Genomic DNA, 14,651 nt, shown 5'->3' with positions numbered 1-14,651 from the left:
AGCGGTCGCCGTCAGTGGCAGGCCGCCGGGTCGTCGGGGTGGCAGTGCGCGCTCTGGCTCGGCGGCAGGTCGAGGGCCGGATTGCCGTCGAAGAAGCCGCTCGGCTTGAGCATGAAGCCGATGGTGCTGACCGGCATCACGGGCCAGTCCTCCGGGCGGACGACGTGGTGGGCGCCGAAGGTGTACCAGACCACCACGTCGGTGTCCTCCAGCGGACGGTCGGCGGCGGCGTAGGCGGGCAGACCGTCCCCGCCCGGGTGCTGATTGGGGTAGTCACCGGCGGCGTAGCGCTCGAGGGGATCGTAGGCGGTCACCCACAGGTGGCTCGCGGTGAATCCGGCGCGCGGGGCGAACAGCGCCTCGGGCGGGTACATCGGGACGGTGTTGCCTCCCGGCATCAGCGTGTACCCCACCGGCTCGCCGAGCCCGGAGAGCTTCTGCGGATTCTCGATCCTCCAGTACCGCGCCGTCAGCGGGTCGATCCGCCGCTGGGCCACCGACTCGTGCGCCAGGACGGTCCGCCGGGTCTCCCAGGCGTTGTTGTGCGGATTCTGAGGTCCGGGCGGGCTGGCCACCGAGTCGACCTCGACCACGGTGTTCGCCGGGCCGTCGACGCTCATGTCGAGCCGCACGCAGAAGAAGTGCTGGTGGTGCGGCCCGTACAGGCCGGGCGCCACGAGCGTGCCGTGCCGGGGCTTGACGCCGGGGGGCAGCGCGCCGGTGGAGATGACGCCGGTGAGCTTGACCTCGTACTCGATGGTGCCGTCGTTGTAGAGGTACCAGAAGTAGCCGTACTCGTAGTTGCCGACCGTGGCGATCATGGAGATGACCAGCCGGCGCCGACGCCGCACCTGTACGGCGCCGGTGCGGAAGTCGGTGTGCTTCCAGGCGATTCCGGCGTCCTCCTCGTGCATGCAGACGGCGTTGGGGATGGTGACCGGGGCGCCGTCCTGGTCGTTCACCACGGCGTCGAAGTACTGGATGTGCCCGACGCAGTCGCAGCCCAGGGTGAGGGAGTTGGCGAGCCATCCGACGCCGTACTCGCCCTGGTCGAAGACGTTCTTGAAGCGGTGGGTCGGCGCCGGGTCGCCGTAGGGGACGTACATCTCCGACAGCGAGGCGCGGTAGAGCACCGGGCGGAGCGTGCCCCGGTCGTCGTAGCCGACCTGGTGCAGTACCAGGCCCTCGCGGGGCGTGAAGCCGATCCGCAGCCGCCACTTCTGCCAGCGCACCTCGTGGCCGTCCACCGAGAAACTCGGGCCCTGCGGCTGGGTGATCTCGATGGGCCGCACGTCGTCGCGGTACGCCGGGAAGGCGGGGACATTGTCCGGGGCGAACTGGAACTCCGGCTCGTAGTTGCCGGGCCGGGGCGGGAACGGTACGACGCCGTGGTCCTCGACCTCGACGACCTTGCGCTCGTCCAGGTCCACGACCACCACCAGGCCCTCGACGGGGCGCGCGTAGCCGTGCTCGCCGGGCGCGGAGCGGACCCAGGTGAGCGGGCGGGCGATGCGGCGGGCCGTCGGGGCGTCCTGGGGCCCGGTCCAGCTCGCCGCCCAGGGGTCGACCATCGTCAGGGAGAAGTCCTCGACGCCGCGGCGGCGCATCGCCTTCTGCCACCGGGGATCGGCGCGCACGATGTCCTCGCAGGCGTTGAACTCCTCGTCCATGATCGGTGGTTGGACGCCCTCGACGTGGCGCCAGGACACCACCTCGCGAGCGGAGAGAGAGACCACCGCCTCGTAGGTGCGCCGCTCCCCGCGCTCGTAGAGCAGGACGAACGCCGTACGCGGCAGCGGGGAGTCGCCGGGCTGCCAGGCGAGGACGTCCGCCTTGGGCGGCTCGTGCAGCGTCACGAAGACGAAGCGCGCGGTCTCGGTGAGGCCTCTGGCCTCGCGGAGCAGTCCGGCGGCCGCCGCGATCTCCGGGGCCGACAGCGGTTCGAGGGGATGCGCGGGAGGTACGGGGCCCGTGGCCTCGGCATGATCACCGGTGGCGGTGGTCGTGGTCATGAGACGGCCACCGTCGGCTCGCCCGCGGCGTCCTCCGCGTCGGGATCGGCGAGCGTGAAGTGTCCGAGTGCCGCGTACTTCTCGGGGCTGCGCGAGCGCAGTACGACGGCGATGACGACACCGGCCAGGAACATGGCGAGCACGGCCCACGGCAGGTACGTGATGAACGGGACGTCCTCGGCGCCCGCCAGCACGGTCCGGTTGTCGATCAGCAGATAGCAGGCGCCGACCATCGCCGCGCCGCCGAGGACGGGGGCGACGAGCGTGGTGAACCAGTGGAAGCCGTCGCGTGCGGTGGTGAGGAAGTAGCGGATGATCGCCGCCGAGGCCAGGGCCTGCACACCCAGGATGCCCAGCACGCCGAGCAGCGGGGACCAGGTCCCGAGCTTCAGCAGGGCGCCCTCGGCGCTGGAGTCGTAGATCACGAAGGCCAGCATGTACAGGCCCACCGTGGCGCTCACGGTCATCGCCGCGACGATCGGGCTGTGCCGGCGCGAGGTGCGGGCCAGGGCGGACGGCAGGACGCCTTCCCGGCCGAGCGAGAACAGATAGCGCGCGCCGGTGTTGTAGAAGGCCATGGCGCAGGCGAAGGAACTGGTGATCGCGAGCACTTCCATGGCCGTGGTGAGCGGAGAGCCGACGTACCGGTCGGAGAGCGGATAGAAGGCCGAGGCGAACTTGCCCGCGAACTGGTCCTTCACGGCCTGCACGGACTCCGGCAGGCCCCATCCGGTGACGTAGATGTAGGACACGAACATGTAGAACACGCCGAGGCCGATCACCGAGCCGTAGGTCGCGCGTGACGCGATCTTGTGCGGGTCGCGGGACTCCTCCGCGTAGTTGGGGGCCATCTCGAAGCCGACCCAGGACCAGAAGGCGGCGAAGAGCGCCACGCCGGCGGCCGCCGAGCCGAAGACCTTGGTCGCGTCGTCGTTGCCGAACATCTCGCCGGGGTTGAGGGGGGCCGCCGAGAGGCCGTGGGCCCCGCCGTCGATCAGGACGCCGACGCCCAGCACCAGCAGGACCAGCACCTCGGACACGAGCAGGACCCCGAGGACCTTGGCGGTCAGCTCGATGTGGAACCAGGCGAGCAGGCTCATCACCGCCAGCGCGCCGAACATGTAGACCGCCACCGGGACGGACACTCCGGTCCACTCCTCCACGCTGGTGGCGGCGAAGTAGCCCATCACGCCGATGACGGCGGTGGAGAAGATGATATAGCACAGAGCGATGAGCACGCCGGAGCCCACACCCGTGATCCGGCCGAGACCGCGGCTGATGAACGTGTAGAAACCGCCGGCGGACGTCACCCGGCGGCTCATCGCGATGTAGCCGACGGAGAAGACCGTCAGGGCCACGGTGGCCAGCAGGAACGCGGCGGGCGCCGCGTAGCCTCCGCCCATCACGGCCACGGGGACGTTGAACAGCATGGCGGTCATCGGTGCCGCGCCGGTCACGATGCAGAACAGCACCGAGGGCAGGCCGAGGGCGGCGGAGTCCAGACGGCCGTGCTGGGGTCGGGAGCTGATTCGGGGCTCGACGAGCGGGCTGGTGGAGACGGGCACATCGGTCACGGCTGCCTCGCGGGGGATCAGAAGCGGAACCATCACACCTAGTGCCCGGACCGCAGGAAAGGTTCATTTCTCTGCAATTGCCACCCGGTAAAAACGTCGCCCCGCCCCGCGAGGGAAGAAATTCGGCCAGGTCGTCCTCACTCGGCGCGCAGGTCCGCCACGTACGGCTGATGGGACAGCAACCCGCCGTCCACGCGCAGGGTGTGCCCGGTGATGAACGCCGACTCGTCGGAGGCGAGGAAGACGACGGCCGACGCGACGTCCTCCGGGCGTCCGAGGCGTGGCGTGAGGTGATGCCGGAGCATCGCCTCCCGGATCGCCCCGTGCGCCGAACCGGAGCTGGCCGGCGTGACGATGAAGCCGGGCGCGATGGCATTGCAGCGCACGCCCTGCTTGCCGTACTGGGTGGCCACGTACTGCGTGAGGTTGATGAGCGCGGCCTTCGAGGCGCCGTACGCCGGGTTGCGCAGGTCGCCCGAGAGCCCGGCCCCGGACGAGGTGTTGATGATGGAGCCGCCGCCGCGGGCGATCATGTGCGGGACGGCGGACTGGACGGCGACCATGGTCCCGCGGAGGTTGATGCGCATCGTGTCGTCCCAGACGGTCGGGTCGGCCTCGACGACGGCGAGGTCCTGACGGGCGGCCAGGTGGGTGGCCGCCGCGTTGTTGTGCAGGACGTCGAGGCCGCCGTACGTCTCGACCGCGGCGGCCACCATGGCCCGTACGCTCTCGATGTCGCCGAGGTCGACCGGGACGGCCGTCGCGGAGCCGCCGGCGGCGCGGATCTCCTCCGTCACCGCCTTGGCGCCGTCGAGGTTCAGGTCGGCGACCACCGTGTGGGCGCCCTCGGCCGCCAGGCGGCCGGCGGTGGCCGCGCCGATGCCGGACGCGGCCCCGGTGACTACGGCGATCTTGTCCTGGAGTCGCTGGAGTCGGGTCATCCCGAACCGCCCGTTCTACTCGGTGAGTTGGCTGCCGACGACCGACACGAACGACACGCACTCGCCGGGTCCGCCGCCGAGGTTGTGGGTCAGGGCGAGCGAGCGTCCTTCGGCCACGGACTTCACCGTCCGCTCGGCCGGTGCCTCGCCGCGCAGCTGGAGCCAGGCCTCGAACATCATGCGCAGTCCTGAGGCGCCGATGGGGTGGCCGAAGGCCTTCAGGCCGCCGTCCGGGTTGACCGGCAGCGAGCCGTCCAGGTCGAACGCCCCGCTGGTGACGTCCTTCCAGCCCTCACCGCGCGCGGAGAAGCCCAGGTCCTCCATCAGCACCAACTCCGTGGGCGTGAAGCAGTCGTGGACCTCGGCGAGGGCGAGTTCGGTGCGCGGGTCGGTGATGCCCGCCTGCCGGTAGGCCTCCTGTGCGGAGGCGGCGACCTCGGGGAAGGTGGTGAAGTCGTACTCCGGGTCGAGGAGTCCGTCCGCCGGACCGGCGACGAAGGACAGCGCCTTCACGAAGATCGGCTTGTCGGTGTACTGGTAGGCGTCCTCGGCGCGTACGACGATCGCCGCCGCGGAGCCGTCCGAGACGCCCGAGCAGTCGAACACGCCGAGCATGCCCGCGACGATGGGGGCCGACCGGATGCGCTCCAGCGGCACCTCCTTGCGGAACTGTGCGCGCGGGTTGCGGGCGCCGTTGACGTGGTTCTTCCAGGCGATGCGGGTGATGACGTCCTTCATCTCCTCCTCCGCCAGGCCGTACTTGGCGGCGTAGGCGGGGGCCAGGAGGGAGAAGTTGGCCGGGGCGGTGATCTCCCCGCGGCTGTCGTCGCCCGCGCCCGGAATGGCCGTACCGGACAGGCCGGACATGCCCGAGTCCTTGAGCTTCTCCACGCCCACGGCCATCGCCACGTCGTACGCCCCCGAGGCGACGGCGTAGCAGGCGTTGCGCAGGGCCTCGGAGCCGGTCGCGCACATGTTCTCGACGCGGGTGACCGGCTTGTGGGGCAGGTGGAGCGCCCGGCTCAGGGTCAGCCCGGACACGCCGGAGGCCTGGGTGCCGAACCAGAAGGCGTCGATGTCGTCGAGGGTGATGCCGGCCGATGTGACGGCCTCGCCGACGGCGTCGATCAGCAGGTCGTCCGCCGAGCGGGTCCAGTGCTCGCCGAAGGGCGTGCAGCCCATGCCGACGATCGCGACCCGGTCCCTGATTCCGTGCGAGCCCATCAGTGTGTCCCCTCGGTCTCGCCCGTGCGCACCGGCCGGGCCTTCCAGAAGTAGTTGTGGACTCCGGACGCCGTGACCGTGCGCCGGAACGTCATCTCGACCCGGGCCCCGATGGCGGCGTCGGCCTCGGTGGCGTCGGTCAGCTGGCAGCGGAACCGGCCGCCGCCGTCGTAGTCGACGACCACGACGAGCATCGGCGGACTCGGTGTGGCCGCCAGGCGGTCGACGGTGAACGTGGCAACCGTGCCGCGCACGTCCGCCATCGGCTCGTCGGTCATGGCGTCGACGCTCCGGCACGAGGTGCACACCCGGTCCGGTGGCAGATGCCGGGTGGCGCACTTCTCGCAACGGGAGGCCACGAAGCCGTACTTCCACCCGGTACGGCGGTGGGCGGGAGGCGCGTACGGCGGCTCGGGGTCCGGCCGGCGGGGCGGTTCACGGTCGAGGAGGCCGCGCCAGGACAGATAGGTGGCGTACGGCATCGGGGCGCTGCCCTCGGCGATCTGGGCGGCGACCGGGCGGGCCGCGCGGTGGGCCGGGAGCGCGTCCGTGGCGCGCAGCAGGAGGACTCCCGCGCCGTCGCCGAGCACGACGAGGGCGATGGTCTCGCCGGGCCGGGCCCGGTCCAGGACGTCGGCGAGGAGCAGTCCTGGCTGCGCGGTGCCCGCGTTGCCGATCGCCCCGGTGAGGTCCGGGGTCACCGCCTCGGGGCGGACACCGGCGGTGCGCCGGACCGACGCGCACGCGCGCGTGTGCAGGCCGGCGACCACGAAGTGGTCGATCGAGCCGATGTCGAGCGCCGCGTGGTCGAGGGCCGCGGTGAGCGCTTTGTCCGCGAGGGACACGTAGATCTCCTCGGCGAAGCGCTCCTCCCAGACCCGGGAGACGGGCGCGCCGGGCAGCCGCCAGCGGTCGAGGAGTTCGTCGCTGACCGTGTCGTGGGCGAGCAGCTCGGCGATGACGGGGGCCCCGTTGCGGTGTCCGCCGAAGACGAACGCCGCCGCGCCGTCGCCGCCCGCGACCTCGTCGGTGCCGCCGGGCAGACCGGTGCGCAGGTCGGACAGGACCGTCAGGGTCGGCACCGGGGAGCGGGCGGCGGTGACCAGGGCGCCGAGGCCGGAGCGCACGGAGCCGGCCATGTCGGCGGCGAGCACGTGCGGGTCGAGGCCGAGTGCGGCGTGCACGGCGGCCGCGTTGGTCTTGTCGAGGTAGGCGGGTGCGGCGGTGGCGAGGAAGAGCTGGCTGACGCGGGCACGCAGGCCGTCGCGGGCCAGGGCGCCGCGGGCCGCCTCGACGGCCATGGACGTGGTGTCCTCGTCGTAGCCCGCGACCGCGCGGGTTCCCTTGCCTCCCCTGCCGCCCAGGGCGGCCGCCACATCCGCCCTCGCGAGGCGGTGGTACGGCACGTAGGCGCTGTACGCGATCAGTCCGGCCATGTCAGCGTCCTCCATGAGGGTGGGTTGCGGGGGTCGGCCGTTCGGAGGGGGTTGCGTGGGGCGGCCGTTCGGAGGGGGTTGTGTGGGGCGGCCGTTCGAAGACCGCGGCCAGGCCCTGGCCCCCGCCCAGGCACATGGTCTCCAGGCCGTAGCGGGCCTGGCGGCGGTCGAGTTCGCGCAGCAGGGTGGCGAGGATGCGGCCGCCGGTGGCGCCGACGGGGTGGCCCAGCGAGATGCCGGAGCCGTTGACGTTGAACCGCTCGAAGTCGGTCTCGGTCAGGCCCCATTCACGGGTGCAGGCCAGTACCTGGGCGGCGAAGGCCTCGTTGAGTTCGATCAGGTCGATGTCGGCGAGCTTCAGTCCGGCCCGCTCCAGAGCCCGGGCGGTGGCGGGTACCGGGCCGATGCCCATCGTCTCGGGTGGTACGCCGACGACGGCCCAGGAGACCAGGCGGCCCAGCGGACGCAGTCCGAGTTCGGCGGCGCGTTCGGGGTGGGTGACAACACACAGCGCGGCGCCGTCGTTCTGGCCGCTGGCGTTGCCGGCCGTGACGGTCGCCTCCGGGTCCTGGCGGCCAAGCACCGGGCGCAGTTTCGCCAGCTTCTCCAACGACGAGTCGGGGCGCGGGTGTTCGTCGGTGTCGACGACCGTGTCACCCTTGCGGCCGCGTACGGTGACGGGCACGATCTCGTCGGTGAACCGGCCTTCCCGCTGGGCCGCGACGGCCTTCTCGTGGGAGCGCAGGGCGAGTTGGTCCTGTTCCTCGCGGGGGATGGCGTACTCGCGCCGAAGGTTCTCGGCGGTCTCCAACATGCCTCCAGGGACGGGGTGGTTGACCCCTCCGGACGTGACGCGGCCGCGCGCCAGCCGGTCGTGCAGGGTGGTGCCGGCACCGCGCACGCCCCAGCGCACACCGGTCGTGTAGAACTCGGCCTGGCTCATGGACTCGACGCCCCCGGCCAGCACGAGGTCGCTCGCGCCGGTCTGCACCTGCATCGCGGCCGTGATGATCGCCTGGAGCCCGGAGCCGCAGCGGCGGTCGATCTGGAGTCCGGGGACCTCGACGGGCAGTCCGGCGTCCAGGGCGGCCACGCGGCCGATGGCGGGGGCTTCGCCGTTGGGGTAGCACTGGCCGAGGAGTACGTCGTCGACTGCCGTCGGCGGGATCCCGGTCCGGTCCAGGACGGCCCGTACGACGGTGGCGGCCAGTTCGGCCGCGGTGATGTCCCGGAACACGCCTCCGTAGCCCCCGACCGGAGTCCGTATCGGTTCGCAGATCACCGCGTCACGCATCGGTCATGCCTTTCATCAGCGGGTTCAGCGGGCTCACATGTACCGGCCCCCGGTCACCTCGACCACGGATCCGGTGATGTAACTCGCCATGTCGGAGGCGAGGAAGAGAACGACCTGGGCGACCTCGGCGGGTTCGCCCGCGCGGCCGAGGGGGATCTCGGCGAGCTTCGCGTCCCAGGCGGCGGGGGGCATCGCCTCGGTCATGGCGGTGCGGATCAGGCCGGGCTGTACGGCGTTGACGCGGATGCCCGCCTTCGCGAGCTCCTTGGCGGAGGCCTTGGTCAGGCCGACGAGACCGGCCTTCGCGGCGCTGTAGTTGGTCTGGCCGAAGTTGCCGACCTTGCCGGCGATGGAGGAGATGTTGACGATGCTGCCGCCGTGTCCGTGCGCGCGCATCGCCTCGGCGGCGTACCGGGTGCCGTTCCAGGCACCGGTCAGATGCACGTCGACGACGGCGCGGAAGTCGGCGAGAGCCATCTTGCGCAGGGTCGCGTCCCGGGTGATGCCGGCGTTGTTGACCATCACGCCGACCGGTCCGAAGCTGTCGGCGCAGTGGGCGACGAGGGCGGCGACCTCGTCCTCGTCGGTGACGTCACAGCGCAGCGAAGTGGCGGCCACGCCGTTCTTGGCGAGGCGTTCGGCGGCTTCGGCCGCCGCGTCCTCGTTGATGTCGCCGAGGACGACACGGGCCCCTTCGGCGCCGAGGACACCGGCGATCTCGAAGCCGATGCCCTGTGCGCCGCCGGTGATCACCGCGCTGCGGCCGTCCAGCAGTCCCATGTCAGCCCGCCCTGGCTCGACGCTATTCCTGTTAAATAGATAACCTATTATGCTGAAACAATCAATACAGCGATCGAGCGGTGCGCACGGGACCGGACGAGGAGAGTACGCAGGTGGACATCAGCTATCCCCCCGAGACCGTGGCGTTCCGCACCGAGGTCAGGGCCTTCCTCACCGAGACGCTGCCGCCGGACTGGAACGGGATCGGCGCCCTCGACGAGGAGGCGGCGTGGGCCTTCGCCCGCGACTGGCGCCGACTGCTGGCGGAGCGCGGCTACCTCTCGCTGACCTGGCCGGAGCAGTACGGCGGCCGGGGCCTGACCAAGCTCCACCAGGTGGTGCTGATGGAGGAACTGGCGCTGGCCGGTGTGCCGTTCGGGCTGCCGCAGGACACCTTCGGCGTGAAGATGCTGGCCAACACGCTGCTGCGCTGGGGCACGGACGAGCAGAAAGCCCACTTCCTCCCTCGCATCCTCAGTGGCGAGGACACCTGGTGCCAGGGGTACTCGGAGCCGGACGCGGGCTCGGATCTCGCCTCGCTTCGGACGCGCGCGGTGCGTGACGGCGAGGAATGGGTGATCGACGGCCAGAAGGTGTGGACCTCCGGCGCCCATCACAGCGACTGGATCTTCGTCCTCGCCCGCACGAACCCGGACGTCTCCAAGCACCGCGGCATCTCCTTCCTCCTCGTCCCCCTCGACCAGCCCGGCGTCGAGGTGCGGCCCTTCCGCATGATGAGCGGGCAGCTGCACTTCAACGAGGTCTTCTTCAACGGCGCCCGCACCCGCGCCGATCTCGTGGTCGGCGGCGTCGACAACGGTTGGACGGTCGCCCAGAGCCTGCTTGGCGTGGAGCGCGGGGAGGAGGCGGCGACCAACCCGATCCTCTTCAAGGCGGAGGTGGAACGTCTCGTCGAGCTGGCGCGGCTGTACGGCAGGGACCAGGACCCGGTGATCCGGCAGCGCATCGCCTGGTGCTGGTCCAAGGTCGAGATCATGCGCTATCTCGGCTACCGGATCCTCACCGGCTGGCTCAAGGGCGCCGACCCTGGTCCCGAGACGTCGATCGCCAAGCTGTACTGGAGCGAGTACCACACCAAGGTCACCGACCTGGCGATGGACATCATGGGCCTGCACGGCCAGGTGCCGGTCGGCCGTCCTCCCCTGCGCACCTACCGCACCGACGACCCCGGCGCGGCGAACTCGTCGGCGTCCTGGTCGACGACGTACCTCATCGCCCGCTCGGGCACGATCTACGCGGGCACGTCCCAGGTGCAGCGGAACATCCTTGCGGAGAAGGTGCTGGGGTTGCCGCGGGAGCCGAGGGGGGCGGCGGGTTGACACGGGTTGCGACGCGGTGGGAGGGCTGCGCCGACTGCTGCGGCGGATCGCGTTGTGGGCGGGGCGTGCGAGTGGGGCGTGCGGGCCTCGTGGGCCGCGTCGCGGGAGTGGCTGCCGGGGCCTGCTGGGGCGCGTCACGGGAGTAGCAGGCGGATCGCGTTGTGGGCGGGGCGTGTGAGCGGGGCGTGCGGGCCTCGTGGCCGCGTCGCGGGAGTGGCTGCCGGGGCCTGCTGGGGCGCGTCGCGGGAGGAGCAGGCGGAGTCGATCGGGCACGTCGCAGGAGGGGCAGGCGGAGCCTGATCGAGCCCGTCACAGGAGGGGGCAGGCCGAGCCTGATCGAGCCCGTCGTGGGCGGGACCGCGAAGCCCGATGCGGCGCCTGTTGGGCTTGGTCGCAGCGGGGGATGCGGCGCCCGCTGGACCCGGTCGCGGGCCAGGCATGCGGCACCCACTGGACCAGGTCACGGACAGGACAACCGACACCCGGTATGCCACGGCCGCAGACGGGACATCCGGCACCCGCTGGGCCAGGGTGACGGCGGGGCTCGCGACATCCGCTGGGCCAGGGTGACGGCGGAGGTCGCGGCACCCGCTGGACCACCTCACAAGCGGGACAACCGACCCCCGGCGGGCCAGGTCGCGGACGGGACATCCTGCACTCGCTGGACGAGGTAGCAGCGGGGGACGCGGCGCCCGCTCGGCCACCTCACAGGCGCGACCACCCACACCCGCTCGACCACCTCACAAACGGGACAACCGACCCCCTCTTGGCCGCATCGCAAGCCGCGCAAGCGAAGCCCGGCGGGTCGGATCGTCATGCCCGTTGGGCCCCCGGCCGCCGTGGGTCTATCGTCAGGATTCTGGGGCCAAGCGATGAAGGGCGGCCGGTAATGCCGCAGGACGAGGCCGTGATCGGCTGCACGGGGAAGCTGCTCATCGGAACCCGCGGTTCCGCGGGCCCCGGCGAGATCCTCGTGCGGGTCAGAGGCGGCTCGGAGACCTTCCTCGCCTGGTCCGAGGATCCCCTGCCCACCGGAGCGACCGTGCTCGTGATCGAGTCGCGTGGATGCCGCGCGGTCGACGTCGTCGAGTGGGCGGATCCATTGGACGCGCTCGGCGATCCCGCCGGCGCCGGCTGAGGAGTAACGATGTTCGGATACCGCGTTCCCGCTCCCGACGAGGCGATGCTGATCTCTGGGGGACGGCGGGGACTGGGGGGCGCGCCGTTCCGAGTGGTGACGGGGCACGGCAAGTTCGTGCTCCCGATCTTCCGCAAGACCCGGTTCCTCACCCTCTCGATGTGCGAGTCGGAGGTCACCGAGACCTGTGTGACCCGGCAGGGCATCGCGCTGCACGTCCGCGCGGTCATCGCCTTCAAGGTCGGCAACGACCACGAGAGCATCATCAACGCCGGCCAGCGGTTCCTCTCCGACCAGGACCAGATGTCGGTGCTGACCGGCCGGATCTTCGCCGGTCACCTGCGGGCCATCATCGGCTCGATGACGGTCGAGGAGATCGTCACCGAGCGGCAGAAGCTCGCGGCGGAGGTCCTGGACACCTCGAAGATGGAGATGGCGAAGATCGGCCTGATCGTGGACTCGCTCCAGATCCAGTCGATCGACGACGGCGACACCGGCTACATCGACGCGATGTCCGCGCCGCACAAGGCGGCCATCCAGCGGCAGGCGCAGATCGCCCAGGCCCAGGCCACCCAGGCCTCCGTCGAGGCGGAGCAGGTGGCGGCCCGCAACCAGGCCGAGTACGCCCGGCAGACCGCCGTGGTCAAGGCCGAGTACTCGGCCGAGGTGGACCGCGCCCAGGCGCGCGCCGCGCAGGCCGGGCCGCTGGCGCTGGCCCACGCCCAGCAGGAGGTTCTCGACGCGCAGACCGAACTGGCCCTGCGGCAGGCGAAACTGCGCCAGCAGCAGCTGGTGGCCGAGATCGTGAAGCCCGCCGAGGCCGAGGCCGAACGGATCAGGGTGCTCGCCGCGGCCGAGGCGCAGCGCATGAAGATCCAGGCGGAGGCGGCCGCCTCCTACGACCGGGTCGCGCTCGACCGGATGCTCATCGACCAGCTTCCGCAGATCGTGAAGGAAGCCGCGGGCGGCCTCGCCGGCGCCAACGTCAACGTCCTCAACGGCGCCGACGGGCTCGGCGAGATCGCCGCCGGCCTGGTGTCGCAGGGCCTGACGATCCTCGACTCGGTCCGGCAGAACCTGAGCGGCCCGGACGCCTCCGACGACCGCCGTCGGCCGGAGGGCAGCGACAACGGTCTGCTCCAGCTGCACTCGCGCAAGGACGACAAGGCGGACGACGGCCCGGTCAACGTCGACTGATGTATCCCCTGTCCGGGCAGGGCGTTGAGGCGGGGCGTATCGACCGGTACGCCCCGCCCGCCCGTCTCTCGCTCGGACCAGGCCGACCCAAGCGCGGACCACCCCGCATTCAGGCGCCGGACACCCCCGGTCCCCGTTGCTCGAAAGTCCTGAGCGGCGGCACCGGGCGCGGCCCGGTCCCCGGGACCCAGCCCGCGTCCAGCTTGCGCAGTCCCACGCCGTCCGGCGCCCAGATGTGGCAGCTGTTCAGCACACCGCCCGTGGAGCGCGGGTCGTGGGACTGCTCACCGGCGTACCGCAGGCCCGCGTTCGCTGAGATGGCCGACTGCACCACCGCGGGGCCCAGGGCGCGGGCCAGCTCGTGCAGGTGCGAGCAGCCGGACACCCCGCGAAACCGCTCCTGGACGGCGCGGTTGTAGCCGGCGGCGACGCTGACGCCGACCAGCCCGTCGAACACCGGCGTGATCAAGGGGCACTCGGCGTGCGGAAAGGTCCGCATGTCCGCGTCGGCGTGCACGATGAGCATGTCGGCCAGACGTACGCGCACGGCGAGCCCCATCCGGTGGACGACGTCGGCCGAGGGCTCCGCCCAGGGCCGTACGTCGCTCAGTTCCGCCTCGACCGAGATCTCGTCGCCGCCTTCCGCGTACGCGGTGACGGTGATCGTACGGCGGTGCAGCGGAAGCTCGGAGCGCGCCACTAGGAGGCCTCCCCGGGAAGGGCCGGGACGGGGACCGGGGTCTCCCCCAGCCCCGCGAACTCCGGCGGCCGACGCTCGATGAAGCTGCGCACGCCCTCGCGGTAGTCCGGGGCGCGTTTCGCGGTGGCGAGCAGGGCGGCAGCGTGGTCGCGGCTCTCGGTGAAGGTCCTCGCCTGGTCGCCGGCGAGCTGCCGCTTGATGAGGGACATCGCGTACGGGCTCGCCGACCGGGCCAGTTCGGTCGCGTACGCCAGCGCCGCCGGGAGCAGCTCCGTGGGCTCGACCAGGCGGTTGACCAGGCCCATGGCAAGGGCCTCCGTCCCGGTGATGCGGCGCGAGGACAGCAGCAGGTCGGCGGCGTTGCCGTAGCCGACCAGCCGGGGCAGGATCCAGGACACACCGTCCTCGGCCACCAGCCCGCGCGCACTGAAGGCGGCGGCGAACTTGGCCTGCGGTACGGCGAACCGGACGTCGCACATCAGCGCCTGGTTGAACCCGATGCCGGCGCAGGCGCCGTTGACGGCCGCCACCACGGGCTTCGGGAAGGACATGGGCCGGGTGCGCGGGGGCAGCTGGTCGGTCGGCCAGGGGCGGGCGCCCGAGGAGGCGGCGTCCAGGACGCTCATGTCCATGCCCGGGCAGAAGCTGCGCCCGGCGCCGGTGAGGACCACGGCCCGCACCCGTGGATCGTGCTCCGCCCGGTCGAACAGGTCGTTGTAGAGCAGCTCCATCTCCAGCGTCCAGGCGTTGTGCCGCTCGGGCCGGTTCAGGGTCAGCAGCATGACCCCGTCGTCGGTGAGATCGGTGAGGATCTCCGGGGCCGGGTTCTCGGTCATCGAGGTCACTCCCGCGGTATCCGTCGGCTGGACCGGCTCGGATTGGCTTTATAGCTAGATGAATCATCTATATACCCAAGGACCGTCGAGACGCCAGATCGGATCGTGCACGGAGAAGATCACCGGGGGCTTGACCTGTTACCCTCGATGCACTAAGACGATTCATTTAGCTATACGAG

Annotated in this window: 12 protein-coding genes; 3 read left to right on the top strand and 9 right to left on the bottom strand. The window is 71.3% G+C overall.

What is annotated here, in order from left to right; all coding sequences use genetic code 11:
* Nucleotides 1-11: 11 nt before the first annotated feature.
* The 7 genes from ACFULQ_RS02655 to fabG form a co-directional block, all read right to left on the bottom strand.
* Entirely contained in the window at nucleotides 12-2,012 is a 2,001-nt protein-coding gene (locus ACFULQ_RS02655) for a primary-amine oxidase (RefSeq protein ID WP_383537109.1), read from the bottom strand.
* Nucleotides 2,009-3,619: an APC family permease gene (locus ACFULQ_RS02650; protein WP_383537107.1), complete on the bottom strand. Its 1,611-nt coding sequence runs from the start codon at nucleotides 3,617-3,619 to the stop codon at nucleotides 2,009-2,011. Before ACFULQ_RS02650 ends, ACFULQ_RS02655 begins: the two co-directional genes overlap by 4 nt.
* Before the next feature lie 104 nt (nucleotides 3,620-3,723).
* Entirely contained in the window at nucleotides 3,724-4,527 is an 804-nt protein-coding gene (locus ACFULQ_RS02645; RefSeq protein WP_383537105.1) for an SDR family NAD(P)-dependent oxidoreductase, read from the bottom strand.
* Nucleotides 4,528-4,542: 15 nt separating this feature from the next.
* Complete coding sequence (locus ACFULQ_RS02640) at nucleotides 4,543-5,751, bottom strand: acetyl-CoA acetyltransferase (protein ID WP_383537103.1); 1,209 nt, start codon at nucleotides 5,749-5,751, stop codon at nucleotides 4,543-4,545.
* Nucleotides 5,751-7,187, bottom strand: coding sequence for an OB-fold domain-containing protein (locus ACFULQ_RS02635; protein ID WP_383537100.1), 1,437 nt, complete (start codon nucleotides 7,185-7,187; stop codon nucleotides 5,751-5,753). Before ACFULQ_RS02635 ends, ACFULQ_RS02640 begins: the two co-directional genes overlap by 1 nt.
* Before the next feature lies 1 nt (nucleotide 7,188).
* On the bottom strand, nucleotides 7,189-8,481 hold the full coding sequence (locus ACFULQ_RS02630; protein ID WP_383537098.1) for an acetyl-CoA C-acetyltransferase: 1,293 nt from the start codon (nucleotides 8,479-8,481) through the stop codon (nucleotides 7,189-7,191).
* 33 nt (nucleotides 8,482-8,514) lie between these two features.
* Nucleotides 8,515-9,261 carry a 3-oxoacyl-ACP reductase FabG gene (fabG, locus tag ACFULQ_RS02625; RefSeq protein ID WP_383537095.1) on the bottom strand — a complete coding sequence of 249 codons (747 nt, stop codon included), beginning with the start codon at nucleotides 9,259-9,261 and terminating at the stop codon, nucleotides 8,515-8,517.
* A 113-nt stretch (nucleotides 9,262-9,374) separates the two neighbouring features.
* On the opposite strand from fabG, the gene ACFULQ_RS02620 reads away from it, so the two are divergent.
* The 3 genes from ACFULQ_RS02620 to ACFULQ_RS02610 all read left to right on the top strand — a co-directional run bounded on the left by ACFULQ_RS02620 (nucleotide 9,375) and on the right by ACFULQ_RS02610 (nucleotide 12,936).
* Entirely contained in the window at nucleotides 9,375-10,601 is a 1,227-nt protein-coding gene (locus tag ACFULQ_RS02620; protein WP_383537093.1) for an acyl-CoA dehydrogenase family protein, read from the top strand.
* A gap of 889 nt (nucleotides 10,602-11,490) precedes the next feature.
* Nucleotides 11,491-11,739 carry a hypothetical protein gene (locus ACFULQ_RS02615; protein ID WP_383537090.1) on the top strand — a complete coding sequence of 83 codons (249 nt, stop codon included), beginning with the start codon at nucleotides 11,491-11,493 and terminating at the stop codon, nucleotides 11,737-11,739.
* Nucleotides 11,740-11,748: 9 nt separating this feature from the next.
* Nucleotides 11,749-12,936: an SPFH domain-containing protein gene (locus tag ACFULQ_RS02610; RefSeq protein ID WP_383537088.1), complete on the top strand. Its 1,188-nt coding sequence runs from the start codon at nucleotides 11,749-11,751 to the stop codon at nucleotides 12,934-12,936.
* 109 nt (nucleotides 12,937-13,045) lie between these two features.
* Here the strand turns inward: ACFULQ_RS02610 and ACFULQ_RS02605 are convergent, their stop codons facing one another.
* Both ACFULQ_RS02605 and ACFULQ_RS02600 read right to left on the bottom strand, forming a co-directional pair.
* A complete protein-coding gene (locus tag ACFULQ_RS02605) occupies nucleotides 13,046-13,636 on the bottom strand; it encodes a DUF2889 domain-containing protein (protein ID WP_383537086.1) in 591 nt (196 codons plus the stop codon).
* Nucleotides 13,636-14,472 carry an enoyl-CoA hydratase-related protein gene (locus ACFULQ_RS02600; RefSeq protein ID WP_383537083.1) on the bottom strand — a complete coding sequence of 279 codons (837 nt, stop codon included), beginning with the start codon at nucleotides 14,470-14,472 and terminating at the stop codon, nucleotides 13,636-13,638. Before ACFULQ_RS02600 ends, ACFULQ_RS02605 begins: the two co-directional genes overlap by 1 nt.
* Nucleotides 14,473-14,651: the final 179 nt, after the last annotated feature.

It is taken from the genome of Streptomyces sp. NPDC057253, assembly GCF_042669125.1.
In the GTDB taxonomy this organism is placed as follows: Bacteria; Actinomycetota; Actinomycetes; order Streptomycetales; family Streptomycetaceae; genus Streptomyces.
The sequence above is the reverse complement of the archived record's forward strand: the minus strand, read 5'-3'. Positions and strand labels throughout refer to the sequence as shown.